Source organism: Streptomyces sp. NPDC007084 (genome assembly GCF_040703595.1).
GTDB lineage: Bacteria > Actinomycetota > Actinomycetes > Streptomycetales > Streptomycetaceae > Streptomyces.
In genome coordinates, this window is sequence record NZ_JBEYFY010000011.1 from 23,938 (window position 1) to 39,790 (window position 15,853).

Annotated in this window: 15 protein-coding genes, 1 other RNA gene and 3 pseudogenes; 9 read left to right on the plus strand and 10 right to left on the minus strand. The window is 73.4% G+C overall.

What is annotated here, in order from left to right; genetic code table 11:
- Positions 1–17: 17 nt before the first annotated feature.
- The 3 genes and pseudogenes from AB0912_RS12430 to AB0912_RS12440 form a co-directional block, all read right to left on the minus strand.
- A pseudogene (locus AB0912_RS12430) lies at positions 18–248 on the minus strand (helix-turn-helix transcriptional regulator); the annotation flags it as partial.
- 38 nt (positions 249–286) lie between these two features.
- A complete protein-coding gene (locus tag AB0912_RS12435; protein ID WP_366698571.1) occupies positions 287–472 on the minus strand; it encodes a hypothetical protein in 186 nt (61 codons plus the stop codon).
- Positions 473–617: 145 nt separating this feature from the next.
- A complete protein-coding gene (locus AB0912_RS12440) occupies positions 618–980 on the minus strand; it encodes a hypothetical protein (protein WP_366698573.1) in 363 nt (120 codons plus the stop codon).
- Between the two features lie 183 nt (positions 981–1,163).
- Between AB0912_RS12440 and AB0912_RS12445 the strand changes: the two genes are divergently transcribed.
- The 5 genes from AB0912_RS12445 (at position 1,164) to AB0912_RS12465 (ending at position 4,092) form a co-directional block, all read left to right on the plus strand.
- Positions 1,164–2,165 carry a helix-turn-helix domain-containing protein gene (locus AB0912_RS12445; protein ID WP_366698575.1) on the plus strand — a complete coding sequence of 334 codons (1,002 nt, stop codon included), beginning with the start codon at positions 1,164–1,166 and terminating at the stop codon, positions 2,163–2,165.
- A gap of 289 nt (positions 2,166–2,454) precedes the next feature.
- Positions 2,455–2,592 (plus strand): hypothetical protein, encoded by a 138-nt coding sequence (locus AB0912_RS12450; RefSeq protein ID WP_366698577.1) that lies wholly within the window; start codon positions 2,455–2,457, stop codon positions 2,590–2,592.
- Positions 2,589–2,819, plus strand: a complete 231-nt coding sequence (locus AB0912_RS12455) for a hypothetical protein (protein WP_366698579.1) — start codon at positions 2,589–2,591, stop codon at positions 2,817–2,819. Before AB0912_RS12450 ends, AB0912_RS12455 begins: the two co-directional genes overlap by 4 nt.
- 19 nt (positions 2,820–2,838) lie before the next feature.
- Entirely contained in the window at positions 2,839–3,303 is a 465-nt protein-coding gene (locus AB0912_RS12460; RefSeq protein WP_366698581.1) for a hypothetical protein, read from the plus strand.
- A 489-nt stretch (positions 3,304–3,792) separates the two neighbouring features.
- The gene (locus AB0912_RS12465; RefSeq protein ID WP_366698583.1) at positions 3,793–4,092 is read left to right on the plus strand and encodes a DUF6087 family protein; all 300 of its coding nucleotides are present in this window, start codon (positions 3,793–3,795) and stop codon (positions 4,090–4,092) included.
- A gap of 154 nt (positions 4,093–4,246) precedes the next feature.
- On the opposite strand, the gene rnpB is transcribed toward AB0912_RS12465, so the two are convergent.
- From rnpB to AB0912_RS12485, 4 genes and pseudogenes are all read right to left on the minus strand, one after another.
- Positions 4,247–4,648: RNase P RNA component class A (gene rnpB, locus AB0912_RS12470), an RNA gene on the minus strand.
- Positions 4,649–4,766: 118 nt separating this feature from the next.
- Positions 4,767–5,546, minus strand: a pseudogene (locus AB0912_RS12475) (EamA family transporter); the annotation flags it as partial.
- Between the two features lie 78 nt (positions 5,547–5,624).
- Positions 5,625–6,446, minus strand: coding sequence for an AraC family transcriptional regulator (locus tag AB0912_RS12480; protein ID WP_366698813.1), 822 nt, complete (start codon positions 6,444–6,446; stop codon positions 5,625–5,627).
- A gap of 308 nt (positions 6,447–6,754) precedes the next feature.
- Positions 6,755–8,188: an RNB domain-containing ribonuclease gene (locus AB0912_RS12485; protein WP_366698585.1), complete on the minus strand. Its 1,434-nt coding sequence runs from the start codon at positions 8,186–8,188 to the stop codon at positions 6,755–6,757.
- A gap of 280 nt (positions 8,189–8,468) precedes the next feature.
- Between AB0912_RS12485 and yaaA the strand changes: the two genes are divergently transcribed.
- Both yaaA and eda read left to right on the plus strand, forming a co-directional pair.
- A complete protein-coding gene (gene yaaA / locus AB0912_RS12490; protein ID WP_366698587.1) occupies positions 8,469–9,269 on the plus strand; it encodes a peroxide stress protein YaaA in 801 nt (266 codons plus the stop codon).
- An 89-nt stretch (positions 9,270–9,358) separates the two neighbouring features.
- Positions 9,359–10,003 carry a bifunctional 4-hydroxy-2-oxoglutarate aldolase/2-dehydro-3-deoxy-phosphogluconate aldolase gene (gene eda / locus AB0912_RS12495; RefSeq protein ID WP_366698589.1) on the plus strand — a complete coding sequence of 215 codons (645 nt, stop codon included), beginning with the start codon at positions 9,359–9,361 and terminating at the stop codon, positions 10,001–10,003.
- 343 nt (positions 10,004–10,346) lie between these two features.
- Here the strand turns inward: eda and AB0912_RS12500 are convergent, their stop codons facing one another.
- Genes AB0912_RS12500 through AB0912_RS12510 form a run of 3 tightly spaced genes read right to left on the minus strand, consistent with a single transcriptional unit; the run spans position 10,347 to position 13,209 of the window.
- Positions 10,347–11,591, minus strand: a complete 1,245-nt coding sequence (locus AB0912_RS12500; protein WP_366698591.1) for a bifunctional RNase H/acid phosphatase — start codon at positions 11,589–11,591, stop codon at positions 10,347–10,349.
- Between the two features lie 26 nt (positions 11,592–11,617).
- The gene (locus tag AB0912_RS12505; RefSeq protein WP_366698815.1) at positions 11,618–12,361 is read right to left on the minus strand and encodes a C4-type zinc ribbon domain-containing protein; all 744 of its coding nucleotides are present in this window, start codon (positions 12,359–12,361) and stop codon (positions 11,618–11,620) included.
- Positions 12,358–13,209 (minus strand): Nif3-like dinuclear metal center hexameric protein, encoded by an 852-nt coding sequence (locus AB0912_RS12510; protein ID WP_366698593.1) that lies wholly within the window; start codon positions 13,207–13,209, stop codon positions 12,358–12,360. The genes AB0912_RS12505 and AB0912_RS12510 overlap by 4 nt, the downstream gene beginning before the upstream one ends.
- A 484-nt stretch (positions 13,210–13,693) precedes the next feature.
- Between AB0912_RS12510 and AB0912_RS12515 the strand changes: the two are divergent.
- Both AB0912_RS12515 and AB0912_RS12520 read left to right on the plus strand, forming a co-directional pair.
- Positions 13,694–14,800, plus strand: a pseudogene (locus tag AB0912_RS12515) (hypothetical protein); the annotation flags it as partial.
- A 699-nt stretch (positions 14,801–15,499) separates the two neighbouring features.
- Complete coding sequence (locus tag AB0912_RS12520; protein ID WP_366698595.1) at positions 15,500–15,670, plus strand: hypothetical protein; 171 nt, start codon at positions 15,500–15,502, stop codon at positions 15,668–15,670.
- Positions 15,671–15,853 lie beyond the last annotated feature (183 nt).

The following is a 15,853-nucleotide window of genomic DNA, read 5'->3' on the forward strand; positions in this document are numbered from 1 at the left end:
CGGTCCGGCTCGGCGGCGCGGGCGGCCTTGGCGAAGGCGTCGCGGCTCTCCTCGTTCAGCCGCAGGGCGTCCGCCAGCAGTCGTACGGTGTCCTGCCGCGGCCGTTCGACGCGCCCGTGTTCGAGGTCGCGGATGGCGCGGACGCTCAGCGCCGAGAAGTCGGCGAGCTGCTGCTGGGTGTAGCCCTCCCGGATGCGGTGGAACTGCAGCAGGGATCCGAAGGGGCTGGTCTTGGCAAGCGTGGTCACGGTTCCTGTCCCCCGGTCTCGGTGGTGGGTGCGGACGGTCACTGCCAGCCGGTGGTGTCCTTGCCGGCCGTCGGGGTGGCGGTGGGGGTGGCACCGTCGTCGGCCACCACGCGGGTGCCGGTGGACGGGGAGTGCGTGGCGACCGCGGCGACACCGGCGGCGGGGACGGCGACCAGGGCGAGGGTGACGGCGAACTTGGCGACAAAGCTGGGCATAGCGGACATGGAACGGCCTCCTGACAGAACGTGCGGCGAATGTCGGTGGGTTCACGCCGGGGGCGGGTGGCTCCCCCGGCTTCCGGTGGCGTGTCCCCCGCTGGGGTCCGGCGCCTTCCGGTGTCACCACTTTCGGCCCGCCGCCCGGGGAATGTCAGCTCTCGGACGTGTCCTCATCCGGCAGCCGCATACTCCGTCCATCACCACCTGGGCCTTCCAGCAGGCGGTCGAAGTACGCCCCCACGAGCGCCGCCGAGCAGCTCGTGATGCGGCTTCGGCCCAGTCCGGGCACATGTTCGACGGTGCGGCGGGAGACCGCGAGAGCGACCTCTTCCGCGATCAGGAGCGACTCGGCCACGACATAGAGCCCGACGGTCAGCCCGTGGGCGGTGCCCGGGTGGACGCTCACGTGCTCGACGCCCTCCGCGGGCGTCGCCTGCGCGATGAATTGTGCCGCCAGATCCTCCGGCAGCCGGAAGTCGCGGGGCGTGTGCAGACGCACATGGATGAGATGCATCCTTCGACCCTTGGGAAGCAACCGATGACCGGCAAGCGGGAAAGGTGGACGTTTTCTGCCAGGGCCGGAAAGGGCCACTCGGCGGGGCAATGATGCCGTCATGGTTTTTCCGACAACTGGTGACACCCCGGAATGCGTGCTTGGATGACCCGTCGTGGTACAGCCGCCAACCCGGGGGAGAGCATGCTTTTGGCTGCGCTCGGTCTTGACCGCACCTGTGAATCCGTCTATCGCGCCCTGCTGGCCCGCCCGCAGTCCGGCCTGGAGGAACTGCGCGCGGACCTCGGCCTTTCGGACGCGGAGCTGCGCGGGGCACTCGACACACTCAGCGAACTGGCGCTGATCCGGACGTCGTTCGACGCTCCCCACTCGTTCCGGGCCGTCGATCCCGAGATCGGCGTCCAGGCGCTCATCGCGCGCCAGCAGGAACGTTTGGCCTCGGAGCAGCAGCGCATCGAGCAACTCCGGCTCGCAGCAGCCCACTTGACGGCGGAGTTCTCGCTGGCCCGGCCGCGGCACATCACCGATGAGGTCGAACACCTCGACGGCATAGAGGAGATACGCGACCGGATCAGCATCCTCGTCAAGGACGTCACGTCCGATGTGATGACGCTGGCCCCCGACGGCGCCCAGACCGCGGAGAACATGGACGCGGCCCATCCGCAGGACCTGGAACTGCTCGAACGCGGGGTGCGGATGCGGACCGTTTACCTGGACAGCGTGCGCAACAGCCCGGCCACCACCACGTACGCGAAGTGGCTGACCGGTCTCGGCGGCGAGGTGCGTACCGCCCCGTCGCTGCCCATCCGTCTCATGATCCTGGACGGGCGCACGGCCATCGTGCCGACGGACGAGGAGGACAGCGGGGCCGGCGCGCTGGTGCTGACCGCAAGCGGCACCCTCACCGCGCTCAGCGCCCTCTTCGAGACCATCTGGGAGAACGCCGTGCCCCTCGGGACGGCGACGCGCGACCGCAACGAGCGCGGTCTGACACCCCAGGAGGCCGAGACGCTACGGCTGTTGAGCCGCGGCCTGACCGACGAGGTGGTCGCCAAACGGCTCGGGGTCTCCCCGCGCACGGCCCGGCGTATCGCCGCGGACCTGATGGAGTTGCTGGGTGCCCGCAGCCGTTTCCAGGCGGGTTGCCGAGCCGTGGCGAGAGGGTGGCTGACGGGAGACGAATGAGGGAGGAATAGGCCCGCCCGTCCTCCGGGGCGCAACTGCCGGACGGCAATACGGGCGGTCCGCGGCCTTCCGGGAATGCCCCGAAGCACTCCGGGAATGACCGGAAGAACCCCCGGCATTGACGCGAACGCTCCCGCCAATGGCCCGCAGCCCGACGGGAATTCCGCCGGGATGGGAAAGAAACCGGCCATTCCCGCACCCGTCGACTTCCGGCGCAAGGCCGACTGCCGGTCAACCGCCGCCGCAACTGCCGCCCGCCGTCCGGCCCGGCGCATAGTCTCCTGCATTCGTGAGCGGCTGCGAATCCGACGCGGTCGCGCGTTCGGGCCGGATGTTCCTCGCCACCACCGAGAAGCGCCAACCGGAGACCTCCGACCGCGGGGCCTCCGGCCACGGACCACGTCCCCAGCAGAAGGAGTGGACATGAAGAACTCGTCCCGTACGGCGGCGGCGACCGGCGCCGCGGCTCTCCTGGCCGCCGGCCTCCTGGCGGCGGGCTCGGCCACGGCCAGCGCCGCCCCGGCCCCCGTGAAGGCCGAACGCATCACCTCGGTACAGCAGTTGAAGGCGAGCATCCAGCAGGCCGCGGCGCGGGAGAGCGGCGGCGCGCTGAGCGAGAACACCGTCGGCCGGTCCGCTGTGGCCCCCTGCTGATCCGAGGAGGCCGAGGACCGTGGACAAGGACGAGTCTCCGACAAGCTGGTGTCCGAGCGGTGACGCGCACGCGCCCGAGGCGGTCGTCCTGGGCGTGCGGTCCGGTCAGGAGGGCCGGGTGGTCTATCTGGCCGACCCGGTGCCGGCGTCGCAGGTGCTGGGTGACGTGCCCGAGGGAGTCGAACCGAGGCGGATCCTGCGGTTCGCCTCGCACTGCGTCTCCGACTGCGTCAACCGCCGGGGCGACGACTGCACCCTGGTCGAACGCGTGCTCGCGACGCCGCGCGCGTCCGAGGCCGGCGTCCCGCGCTGCCATCTGCGGACGAAGTGCCAGTGGTGGAGCCAGACCGGCGTCGAGGCCTGCCGGCGCTGCCCGGCCGTCTCGACCCGCAACCGGGCCGACGACGACCTGGCCGAACTGATCGCGGATCCGACGACGACCCGCGAACAACTGGACGCCTGGATAGCCGCCGACTCCCCCTGACCTCCCACCCCCACCGGACCACGGCCTCCTCACGCCCCCGGCGACGGAGGAGTCGGGCCGTCCGCCGGGTTCGCTCGCCCGGACGCCTCACGGCGACCGGGTAGAGCCGACGCGAGCGCCCTTCCCGCCTGAATGGGCGGGGAGGGCGTTTACGTGTGACCGGAAGGCCGGACCGGCGGGCTGCGGCTTCAGGACGCGAAACTGTCCGAAGCCGCCTTCGCACGACCGCCGGGGCCGGCCGCCGCCTCCCGGCCCGCACCCGGCGCCGGTTCGAGCACGCTCTGAAGGCATACGACCTGCGCGGACACGCGGGGAGGGTGCTTGCATCGCCACCTTCACGGAGCAGTGGATGCCCGCGCTCTCCGTCGGCTGCGAGACCTGGACCGTCCGTCGAGGCGGCCGACGGCCCTGCGGGACAAATGGGAACGTTCCTTCGTCGCCCGGCGGAACGCCGGAAGACCGCATCACCCGACCCACTACGCTTTCGCCATGGACGACGAACCGCTCGCCGAGTGGGCCGAGCGCCGGGACGCGAGGATCGGGCAGCTCCGTGCCGTACCCCTCGTGACCGGCGACGGCCCGCGGGCGTCGCATCTGAACCCCGGTGCGCCTCGCGCGATCCAGCGGTGGAACGGGCATCTGTGGGAGCCGTACGGCTTTGCGGCGAATCTGTCGGAAGCAAGAAGCATCCTGTTCCCTCACACCGAGGCCGACTCAACCCCCACTCCTACGGCGACCCCGAACCTCGGCCCCGGGACCGGCAGGCACCGTAAGCCTCCGGCTTCCTGACAGCGCCGCTGGAGAGCACGCCCGTCGACGCGCCTGCCCGGAACCATGGCAGCACGCGAGTGCGGTTCGACGAGGAACTGCCGGCCCGCCCCCTGGCAGGACGGGAGGGACGCCGAGCGGTGGACGCGTGGCGCGGAAGGCCCTGGGTGAGCGGCAGACGAGTCGGGCTGTACGCCGGGTTCTGTCGCCCGGGCGCCTCGCGGCGGCCGGGGAGACGGCCATCCATCTAGGACCGGCGTTGCCGCCGGCCTCATGCGGTCTACCCGCGGACTCGGGCGGGCAGCCCTCGAACGTCCGCGCAGGAGCACCGGGGTGCTCCCTCTTGACCTTGCTCCGGGTGGGGTTTACCTAGCCGCCTGAGTCACCTCAGGCGCTGGTGGTCTCTTACACCACCGTTTCACCCTTACCGAGGACCGAGGTCCCCGGCGGTCTGTTTTCTGTGGCACTGTCCCGCGGGTCACCCCGGGTGGCCGTTAGCCACCACCCTGCCCTGTGGAGCCCGGACGTTCCTCGGGAAGGTCCACAAGGACCTCCACGCGGCCGTCCGCCCGGCTCGTCTGCCGTGTCGACCATGGTACCGGCCGGACGGCGCGGCGCGGACCGGCGGTCGCGGTGGCGAGGACCGAGCCCGCCAGGATGAGGGTGAAGGAGACCAGCACGGCCGTGCTCAGCGGCTCGCCCAGGAACAGCGCGCCCGCCGCCACGGCCACCGCCGGGTTGACGTACGTGATCACGGTCGCCCGCGTCGGGCCCGCCTCCTTGATCAGCTCCAGGAACGCCACGAAGGCCACCGCCGTGCAGATGACGCCGAGGCCCGCGAGGGCGGCCAGGGTGTCGGCGGAGGGGACGGTGGCCGGGCGGGTGAGCAGTGCCGCGGGGGCGTAGACCAGGGCCGCCAGGGCGAGGCACGGCGCCGTCAGGTGGAGCGAGGGAACGTCCTTGAGCCGGCGGGCCGCGATCACCGGCGCCGTCGCGTAGCCGACGACCGTCAGCAGCACCTCGCCGAGCGACCGGGTGTCGCCCCCGGTCAGGTGCGGTGCCGTGAGGACGGCGACACCGGACAGGCCGAGGGCGAGGCCCGCCACGCGCCGGGCGCCCAGCCGTTCCGTGTCGCCGAGCAGCCGCGCCGCGGCCACGCCGACGATCGGCACACCGGCGATCAGCAGCCCGGCGGTGGAGCTGGACAGATGGCGTTCCGCGTCGGTCAGCGTCCACCACGGCACGATGATCTCGATGCACGCGAACGCCAGCATCGGCCGCCAGTACGCCCGGACGGTCCGGGTCAGGCCGCCCTGGCGGACCGCGAACGGCAGCAGCAGGGCCGCGCCGATCGCACAGCGCGTGAACACCACCACGGACGGGGACACCTCGTCCACCGCCACTTTGATCATCAGGTAGGGGATGCCCCAGACCACGCCCATCAGGGAGAACAGGAACCAGCCACGTGCAGTCATACGCGCAGTGTCGGGCGCCCGCCGGTGGCCTGTCTTGAACGCTGTTGCGCCTCCCTCACCGGCGGCGGACGCGCCCGGTCATCGGGGGAACACGCTCGCGCGGTACGCCGCCGGTGTCACCCCGAGCACCCGCCGGAACCAGCGGGTCAGGTGGGCCTGGTCCGCGAAGCCGACGAGGCCCGCGACCTCGGCGGGGCGCAGCCCCGACTCCAGGAGCCGGCGGGCCCGGTGCACCCGGTGCTGGGCCAGCCAGGCGTACGGCGGTATCCCGACCGTCGTGCGGAAGGCGCGCAGGAGCTGGTAGCGGGACAGGCCGAGGTCGGTGGCGAGGGCGGCGAGGGAGGGCGGGGCCTGGAGTTCGCCGGCCAGCCGGTCCCGTACGGCGGCGGCGACGCGTGCGGCGCCCGGGATCTCGTCGCGGTCCGGGCGGGCGGTGGAGTGGCGGCGGACGAGCGCGGCCAGCAGCCACGGGAAGCGCGACTCGGCCTCCAACGGGTCGGGGCAGGCGCTCAGTTCGGTGTGCGCGGAGCGCAGCGCGGCGGCGAGTTCGGGGTCGTCGAGGAGTGCTTCGCGAAAGTGCGGCAGCGGGCCGAGGGTGGCCTCGGTGAGGAGGGACGGCTCGGCGTACAGGGCGCGGTAGGCGTAGCCGTCGCAGGCGGCGGGTCCGCCGGTGTGGATCTCGCCGGGTGCGAGGACGACGATGGAGCCGGGTCCGGCGTGGAGGTGGCCGCCGCGGTAGTCGATGATCTCCGAGCCGCCGACGCACACCCCGATGGTGAACTCGTCGTGGGCGTGCGGCGCGTAGCGGTGCTGGTCGAAGCGCGCGGTCAGCAGGTCGAGCGGGTGTCCGTCGCGTCCGAGGGTGGCCCGGGTCCAGCGGGCCTCCTCGCGGCCGGACAGGGGCAGCACCGTCCCGGCGTCGTCGTCCGTCACCGTCCCGTACTCCCCCGTGTCCGTCCGACGCCGCACGTCGGCACCGCCGGAAGGGGTAACGCGGGCGGGTACCGTTTCATGCCGGGCGGCGTTCGCCGGACGGACCGACGGGCCGATGGGTCGACGAGTCGACGGGCCGACAGGCCGACAGGTCGGCGGGTCGACGGGCTCGCGGTGGGCGGGGCCGTTCACGCCGTTACGGTGCGCCGAGGCCGCTGCCGGTGCGGATGCCGGTGCCGGTGCCGGTGCCGGTGCCGGTGCCGGTGCCGTCACGGTCACGCGGGGGCGAACTCGACCTTGGCCGTGCCCGGGTCGGCCTGGGTGAGGCGGACCCGGAGGCGTTCGCCCAGGGGCAGGTGGGAGGTGCCGCCGGCGATCCGGGCGTAGACCGCCGGGGACTCCAACTGGACTGTCCCGACCGTGGGTTGGTGTTCCTGGACGTCGACCACGCAGGCCTCGAAGAGTTCGCCGACCCGGTCCTTGAGGAGGGCGGCCTCCACGATGTCGACGCACTCGCGCTCGACGGTGCCCGCGCGCCGCCCACCGTCGGCCATCTCCTTGGGGAGGGCGTCCAGGGCCGTGAGGACCCACTCGGGAACGGGCTGTCCGGCGGCGGCCGTGAGACAGATCTCGGCGGCGTAGCGGTCGACGAGCCGGCGCAGCGGGGCCGTGCAGTGCGTGTAGGGCGCGGCGACGGCGGCGTGCGCGGTGGCCTCGGGACGCTCGCCGTCACGGAAGACGGTGTAGCCGGCGCCGCGCAGCAGGGTGGTGCACTCCTGGAGGAAGGCCGCGTGGTGCGGCAGCCGCGGGTCGAGGGAGCGGATGAGCCGCGCGTACGAGACGTGGTGCGGCCAGTCGATGCGCAGGGCCTTCGCGGTGCGGCGGAGCCGGCCGACCGCCCCGTCGGGCGCGGCGGGCAGGGTACGCAGTACGCCGGTGCCGCAGTCGAGCATCAGGTCAGCCGCCGCCATGCCGGTGAGCAGGGAGATCTGGGCGTTCCAGCCGTCGGCGGGCAGCGGGGCGCGGTAGGCGAGTTCGTACGTGCCGTCCTTCTCGACGATCTCCTGCTCGGGCACGTTCAGCGAGATGCCGCCGCGTTCGGCCTCCAGGGTCTCGCGGAGCGAGCCGACCGTCCTGAGCAGGGCGAGGGGTTCCTCCGCCGTGCCCGCGTCGATCTGCCGCTGGACGTGCGCGTAGTCGAGTTTGGCGCGGCTGCGGACCAGGGCGCGGCGGACGTCGGTGGTCAGCGTACGGCCGTCGGCGTCGAGGTCGATGGTCCACAGGACGGCGGGGCGGTCCTGGCCCGGGAGGAGGCTGGCGGCGCCCTCGGAGAGTTCGGGCGGGTGGACGGGGACCTTCTCGTCGGGGAAGTAGAGGGTCATGACGCGGCGGTGGGCCTCGGCGTCCAGGGCTCCGCCGGGGGTGACGAAGGCGGCCACGTCGGCGATGGCGTACCGGACGCGGTAACCGCCGCCGTCCCGGCGGGACAGGTGCATCGCCTGGTCGAGGTCCCGGGAGGTCGGCGGGTCGATGGTGAACAGGGGGATGTCCGTGGCGTCGTACGAGGGCGGGCGGGGCGGCCGGGCGGCCTCCGCGAGCGCCTCGGCCGGGAAGGCCTCGGGCACCCCGAGTTCGGTTCGCAACGCGCTGAGGGCGGCTCGCAGCGGAGCCTGCGGTGCACCGGTGAGACGGACGCGACGGCGAGGCATGCGTCCGAGCCTAGGCGGCGGGTTCCCGATGGGCACGCCGAATGCCGGTGTCGGCGGGCACGGCGGGTGCCGTCGGGTGCCGTCGGGTGCCGTCTCCGGCGGGAACGCGGAATTCCGTCCCCGACGGGAAGGCCGGGCACAGGTGTCGGCGGGCACGCCGGGCGCAGGTGTCGGCGGGCACGCCGGGTGCAGGTGTCGGCGGGTGCCCGGGCCGTCCGGGTGGGCCGGGGGCACCGTTTAGGCTGGCGCCGGGCCATATCCACCGTGAGGAGAACCAACCGTGCTCGTGCTGCTGCCGCCCTCCGAAGGCAAGGCCCCCTCCGGCCGGGGCACCCCGCTCAAGCTGGAGTCGCTGTCGCTGCCCGGCCTGACGCAGGCCCGCCAGGCCGTTCTGGACGAGCTGGTCGAGCTGTGCGCGGCCGACGAGGAGAAGGCCCGTGAGGTGCTCGGGCTGAGCGAGGGGCTGCGCGGGGAGATCGCGAAGAACACCGAGCTGCGGACCGCGGGCGCCCGTCCGGCGGGCGAGATCTACACCGGGGTGCTGTACGACGCCCTGGACCTGGCCTCGCTGGACACCGCGGCCAAGCGCCGCGCGGGCCGGTCGCTGCTGGTGTTCTCCGGGCTGTGGGGCGCCGTCCGGGTGACCGACCGGATCCCCTCCTACCGCTGCTCGATGGGCGTGAAGCTGCCCGGTCTCGGCGCGCTCGGCGGGCACTGGCGTACGCCGATGGCGACCGCGCTGCCCGAGGCGGCGGGCGACGGACTGGTGCTCGACCTGCGGTCCTCGGCGTACACGGCGGCCTGGAAGCCGAAGGGCGAGGTCGCGGAGCGGACGGCGACGGTACGGGTACTGCACGCGCAGGTCGTGGACGGCGTCGAGAAGCGGTCGGTCGTCAGCCACTTCAACAAGGCGACCAAAGGCCGGATCATCCGGAGCCTGCTCGGCACGGGGACCGCGCCGAAGAACCCGGCCGAGCTGGTCGAGGCGCTGCGGGACCTCGGATACACGGTGGAGGCGGAGGCCCCCGGCCGGGCGGGGCGGCCCTGGGCGCTCGACGTGGTGGTGACGGAGATCCACTGAGCCGGCGGGCACAAGCCGCCCCACACAGCCTCATTGCAGCATGCGCAACGACCTTTGCGCATGCTGCACACCCCGGGCAGGATGTGCGCATGACTTCGCCGCTGCCCCCGTCTTCGCACGCCTCCGTCCTGGATCTCGCGCCCGTCGTCCCCGTCGTCGTGGTCGCGGACGCCGCCGACGCCGTTCCGCTGGCGCGGGCGCTGGTGGCCGGCGGGCTGCCCGCGATCGAGGTGACGCTGCGGACCCCGGCCGCGCTGGACGCGATCCGGGCCATCGCGGCGGAGGTGCCGGACGCGGTGGTCGGCGCGGGCACCGTGCTGACGCCGGAGCAGGTGGCGGAGTCGGTCGCGGCGGGCGCCCGGTTCCTGGTCAGCCCGGGCTGGACGGACGCGCTCCTCGACGCCATGAAGACGTCGGGGGTGCCGTTCCTGCCGGGGGTGTCGACCACGTCGGAGGTGGTGGCGCTGCTGGAGCGGGGGGTGCGCGAGATGAAGTTCTTCCCGGCCCAGGCCGCCGGCGGCACCGCGTACCTCAAGTCGCTGGCGGGGCCGCTCCCGCAGGCACGGTTCTGTCCGACCGGCGGCATCGGCCCCGACACCGCGCCGGACTATCTCGCGCTCCCCAACGTGGGGTGCGTGGGCGGCAGTTGGATGCTCCCGGCGGACGCGGTCGCCGCGCGCGACTGGCAGCGCGTGGAGCAACTGGCCAGGGAGGCTTCGGCGTTGCGCCGCTAGGGGTGGCGGCGGGGCGATCCATCTAGCAGGTGCCGGGGGGGGCCGCCGGCAGGTGTCAGGGCCCGCCTGCGGCCTGCTGCGTGCCGAACTCCACCTGGAGGCGCTTCTTCCGGCCGACCGGGAGAGCGCGGAGATCCTCCGTCCGGGGCCGGGCGGCGCGCCGGGACGCCGCACATGGGGAGCCCGCGCCCGCGCACCAGGAACCCGTACGCCGGGAGCCCGGGCACCAGGAGCCCGTACGCCGGAAGCCCGTACTCCCGTACTCACGTACTCCCGGAGTCCGTACGCCCGCAGCCCGCGCACCAGGAGTCCGTACGCCTGGAAATCGCCCGTCGGGAGTGAGTCAGCGCAGGTGGGAGGTGTCGTTGAAAAGGCGGACGCTCGCGTTGCCGTCCGCGTAATAGGCCACCGCCGAGAGCGACGCCGCCGACAGCTCCATCCGGAACAGGGACTCCGGCGGGGCGCCCAGGGCCAGCCGGATCAGGGTCTTGATCGGGGTGACATGGGTGACGAGCAGGACCGTACGGCCCGCGTAGGCGGCGGTCAGCCGGTCGCGGGTCTCCGCCATCCGCAGGGCCGTCGCGGCGAAACTCTCGCCGCCGCCGGTCGGTTGGGCGTCCGGGGAGGCGAGCCAGGAGTTCAGGTCGTCCGGGTGGCGTTCGCGTACCTCGCCGAAGGTGAGGCCTTCCCAGGCGCCGAAGTCCGTCTCGCGCAGACCGTCGTCCACGGCGACGTCGAGACCCAGGCGCTCGGCCACGACGGCCGCGGTTTCCCGGGTGCGGGCGAGGGGGGAGGCCACGACGGCCTGGATGGTGCCGCGCGCTGCCAGGGCCTTCGCGGCGCGCTCGGCCTGGTCGCGGCCCACCGCGGAGAGGGAGGGGTCGCTGCCGCCGCTGCCCGAGAAACGCTTCTGGGGGGTCAGGGGGGTTTCGCCGTGGCGCAGGAGGACGAAGGTGGCGGGGGCGCCCATGTCGGGGGGTGAGCCCCAGCCGACGGTCGCCACGTTTCTGGCGGCTCGCCTGTCGTCGTTTCTGGCGGCTCGGCTGTCGTCGGTTCTGGCGGCTCGGCTGTCGTCGGTTGGCTTCGCGGCTTCGGCGCCGGGGGACTCGGGCCGCCCTGCCTGAATCGCGGCTTCGCCGCCGGGGGAATCGGGCCGCTCGCCCGGGATCTCGGCTTCGCCGGTCGCCGCCCTGTCCATTGCCTTGTTGGCCAAGTGGTCCGCGTGTTTGTTCTTCTCTCGGGGGATCCACTCGTAGGTGACCTGCGAGCGCGGGAGGATGCCGGCCGCCTCCGCCGCCAGCGGGCGCATCGCGGGGTGCTTGATCTGCCAGCGGCCGGACATCTGCTCGACGACCAGCTTGGAGTCCATCCGGACCAGGACCCGCGCCTCGGGGTCGAGATCACGGGCCGCCCGCAGCCCGGCGAGCAGCCCGCGGTACTCCGCGACGTTGTTGGTGGCGACGCCGATGTACTCGGCGCGCTCCACCAGCGTCTCCCCCGTGGCCGCGTCGATGACCACCGAGCCGTAGCCCGCGGGCCCCGGGTTGCCCCGGGAACCCCCGTCGGCCTCGACAATGAACTCCCGCACGCGACGGACTCCCTGACTCCCGACCCCTACAGGCCGGACTCGGACGTACGCACCAGGATGCGACGGCAGTTCTCGCAGCGCAGCACCGTGTTGGGGGACGCCGCCTTCACCTCGTTGACCTCGGTGATGTTCAGCTCCAGGCGGCAGCCCTCGCAGCGGCGCTGGTAGAGGCGGGCGGCGCCGACGCCCCCCTGCTGCTCGCGCAGCTTGTCGTACAGCTTGAGGAGATCGGCGGGCACGCTGGCGGCGATGACCTCGCGCTCCTTGGTCACCGAGGCGGCCTCGGCGTCGAACCGCTCGAACGACGCGTCGCGCCGCCCGATCGCGTCGTCGATCTTCGCCTGCACGGACGCGTCACGCCCGGTCAGCTCGGCGACCCGCTCCTGCGCGGACTCGCGGCGCTCCATGACCTCCAGGACCACGTCCTCCAGGTCGCCCTGGCGCTTGGCGAGCGAGGTGATCTCGCGCTGGAGGTTCTCCAGGTCCTTCGGGGAGGTGACGGCACCCGAGTCGAGCCGCTGCTGGTCGCGGACGGCACGCTGGCGCACCTGGTCGACGTCCTGCTCGGCCTTGGTCTGCTCGCGGGCGCAGTCGCTCTCCTCGGTCTGCGCGGCGACGAGCAGGTCCCGGATCTGGGTGAGGTCCTTGTTCAGCGACTCGATCTCGGCGTGCTCGGGAAGCGACCGCCGAAGGTGCGCGAGCTGCTGCAGGCGGGCGTCGAGCGCCTGGACGTCGAGAAGTCGGATCTGGTCGGCGGGCTCGGCGTTCAGTTGGGGGCTCCTGATGTGTCGTTGTGTGAGGCCGCGTGGGCGGTCCAGGGGTCGGTGACCGTCCGGGAGACGTGGACACGCAGTCCCCATCCCTTCCGGTCGGAGATCTCGTCGAGCTGGGCGGCGGCCAGCTCGCACCAGGGCCACTCGGTGGCCCAGTGCGCCGCGTCGAGCAGCGCGAGAGGACTGTGCGCGCGGGCCTCGGAGACCGGGTGGTGGCGCAGGTCCGCGGTGAGGAAGGCGTCCACGCCCGCGGCGCGTACGTCGTCGAAGAGGCTGTCGCCCGAGCCGCCGCTGACGGCGACGGTGCGCACCAGCGCCTCGGGGTCGCCCGCGACGCGGATGCCCTGCGCGGTGGCGGGCAGCCGCTCGGCGGCCCGCTCGGCCAGCTCGCGCACGGTCAGCGGGTGGTCCAGCTCACAGACCCGGCCGAGGCCCCGGCGCCCCTCGGGGTCGGTGGGGTCGGCCACGAGGGGCCGTACGACCCGCAGGTCCAGCGCTCCGGCCAGGGCGTCGCTGACTCCCGGGTCGGCACGGTCGGCGTTGGTGTGGGCGACGTGCAGCGCGATGTCGTTCTTGATCAGGGTGTGCACGACGCGGCCCTTGAAGGTGCCGGCCGCCACGGTCGTCGTACCGCGCAGGTAGAGCGGGTGGTGCGTGACCAGCAGGTCGGCGCCCAGCTTCACCGCCTCGTCGACGATGTCCTGGACCGGGTCGACGGCGAACAGCACGCGCGCGACGTCCTGGTCCGGATCGCCGCACACGGTGCCGACCGCGTCCCAGCTCTCGGCCGACTGAGGGGGCCAGAGGGATTCGAGCGCGGTGATGACTTCAGACAGACGGGGCACGGGGAAAGGCTACCTGGCCCGGGTGCCTCCCCGACCGGCCGCGGACCCCGGGACCCGCGCCCGGACGGCGGAGCCGGGACCGGACCCGACGGCGGACCGGCGGCGGACCGACGATGGGCCGACGATGGGCCGACGGCGGGTGGCCGGTAGACCCCGGGGGGCGGCCCTGCGGCGGACTGACGGTGGAGCCGGTGAGGGACCCTGCTGCGGACCGGCGGCGGAGCCCCGAGAGGCGGCCCACGGCGAACCCCGACGGCGGACCGGGGAAGCTGCGGCGAACCCGGCGACGGACCCAGCCCGGTCACCCCCGGCTCAGCACATCCGCCCCCCTTCCCTCAGGCGAATCCCGACATGGCCACCCTTATGTGTGAAGCCACAGCCCGTCGGTCCCCCGTCTGTGCGTGCGAAAACTAGCTTCGTCGCCGGAGGTGACCGAACGATGACGGCCGGTGCGACGGAGCCCGTGGTGGCGAGCGAGGACGGGATGGGCGACGAGGACGACGACGTCGCGAGCGGGTGGGCTGCTCCGCCCGCCTGTGTCATCACCGCGGACGGGACGTACGGGGCGCGGCTGACCAGCGACGGGGAGTCCTGGTACCCGGAGCGCTGGACGCTGGACGGGCCGGAGCCCTACGCCGTTCCGCTGCCCTCCCATCAGCCGGAGGAGCCGGGCACCGAGGTGCTGCCGCTGACGGACGGCAGGGTGCTGATCCATCGGATCGCGGACGGACGGCACACGTTCTCGCTGCTCTACCCCACCGGCCCCGGCACCGGTGAACTGCCGCTCGGCGCGGTGGAGTGCCCCGACGCCGGCACCCGGCTGCGGCTGCTGCCGCCCGCGCCGGACGGGGAGCGGGCCTACGCCCTCGCCGTGGGACGGGGGTCCACGGCGGTGTGGCTGGTGGCGGGCGGCGCGTTCGGTCCCGAGCATCTCGCGGAGGTGCCGGGGCACTGTTCGGGAGGGGTGTGGCTGGACGCCACGGGCCGGCTGCTCGCGCTGGACCGGTTCCACGGGGGCCGCACCAAGACCGTGGTGGTCGACCTGGAGCGCGGCGGAGAGGTCTCGCCGCTCCTCCAGATCGCCGAGCACAGCAACGACCGGCTGCTCCTCGCGGACGCCGACAGCGGACTTCTCCTGATCCGCTCCGACGCCCCTTCTCCCGGCCGCGAACGGCTCGGCTGGGGTGTGCTCGGCAGCACCCTGCCGGTCCGTTTCCCGGAGTGCCTGAGCGCTACGGGCTGCTCGATCACGCCGTTCGCCATCCAGCCGGGCCAGGTGCTGACCCCGGAGGCCTGCGCGGTCGCCCTGCGCCTCGACGGGCCGGGCGGCACCTGGGTGGGGATGTGGCGGCCCTCGGAGCGCCGGATCGACCACCGGCCCGCGCCCGAGGGGTGGTTGGCCGGAACAGGCCTGTGGACCAGGGAGGGCGTGCTCCAACTGCCGTACGCCTCGGGGGCCGTGCCGTGCGGGGTCGAGCGGCTGACGGTGGCCCCGGCGGCGCGGGAAGCGGACCCGGAGGACACGGCTCCCCCGGAGCGCCCGGCGCCCCGGCCCGTACCGCTTCAACAGGCGCCCCTCGAAAGCAAGTTGGCGACGCCCCGGCAGGCGGTGGTCAGCGCGGGACCGGTGGTCCACGCCTCCGCGGCCCGCCCAGCCCAGCCGACGGCCCTCGTGGACGCGGCCCGGCAACAGCCCCCGGGGACGGACACGGCCGACCCCGCTTCCGGGTCCGACGCGAGGTCCGCCACAGCGCCCGACACCGGGTCCGACTCCGAGTTCGTCTCCGGGCCCGACTCCGGGTTCGTCCCCGGACCCGATTCCGGGGCCGTCTCGGCGCCCGACACCGGGCAGACCGCTCCCGCCACGGGCGTACGCCATCACGCCGGCGCCCCGGAATCCGCGCCCGCCGGGCAACCGGCCCGCGAGCCCAGGCCCGCCCTCTGGACGAAGGTCGCCGACACTCCCCCGCCGGGGAGAAGCCTCGGCGCCGGGTTCATCGCGACCCTGCCGGTCGAGGTCGAGGTGCGCCCGGCGGAAACGAGCGTCGGCCCCGAAACGCCCCCCGCCCAGCCGGAGTTCCGCCCGACCCACCGCCGCCCCCTGCACGCGGGCCCGCCGATGCCCAGCGGTCCGGTCCCCGGGGGCGAGGCCGCGCCGCCCGTCGCCGGGGACGGGGAGAAAGCCGGCGGAGAGGATGAAGAAACGTCACCCTCCGGCGCCCAGGCGATGACGGCGCGTTAGAATCCCCCGGCTGAAAAGAAGGATCTTGCATACGGGGTGAACACTTTCATGAGCGAAACCAGCACCAGGGAAACGCGGGGCTCGGACGTCCACGAGGCGTCGGAGGTCCGGTCGGACGGCCACGGGAAGCACCGCGGTCCGGTCTCCGGCCACGACGCCGAGGCGACCCCCCAGGGGCGCCACCGCAAGCCGTCCGGCCAGTCCGGCACGACGGCCTGAAGACCGGAAGACCGGAAGGCCGGAAGGCCGGAAGGCCGGAGGCTGACGAACCGAAGGCCGAAAGTCCGAAAGGTCAAGGCGTGGATACCCGAAGGCCTGGATGCCTGAAGGTCTGAAGGTCTGAAGGCCAGAGAGCCGGCCGGATGCATCCTGACCGGCCCCCGGCCCGGCACAGCACGGCAG

Excerpts from the sequence above, each read along its gene's own strand:
- AB0912_RS12440 (WP_366698573.1), bottom strand. The coding sequence starts at position 980 with ATGCATCTCATCCATGTGCGTCTGCACACGCCCCGCGACTTCCGGCTG.
- AB0912_RS12455 (WP_366698579.1), top strand. The coding sequence starts at position 2,589 with ATGAAGAACTCGTCCCGTACGGCGGCGGCGACCGGCGCCGCGGCTCTC.
- eda (WP_366698589.1), top strand. The coding sequence starts at position 9,359 with ATGACTTCGCCGCTGCCCCCGTCTTCGCACGCCTCCGTCCTGGATCTC.
- AB0912_RS12435 (WP_366698571.1), bottom strand. The coding sequence starts at position 472 with ATGTCCGCTATGCCCAGCTTTGTCGCCAAGTTCGCCGTCACCCTCGCC.
- AB0912_RS12485 (WP_366698585.1), bottom strand. The coding sequence starts at position 8,188 with ATGCCTCGCCGTCGCGTCCGTCTCACCGGTGCACCGCAGGCTCCGCTG.
- AB0912_RS12520 (WP_366698595.1), top strand. The coding sequence starts at position 15,500 with ATGAGCGAAACCAGCACCAGGGAAACGCGGGGCTCGGACGTCCACGAG.
- AB0912_RS12465 (WP_366698583.1), top strand. The coding sequence starts at position 3,793 with ATGGACGACGAACCGCTCGCCGAGTGGGCCGAGCGCCGGGACGCGAGG.
- AB0912_RS12445 (WP_366698575.1), top strand. The coding sequence starts at position 1,164 with ATGCTTTTGGCTGCGCTCGGTCTTGACCGCACCTGTGAATCCGTCTAT.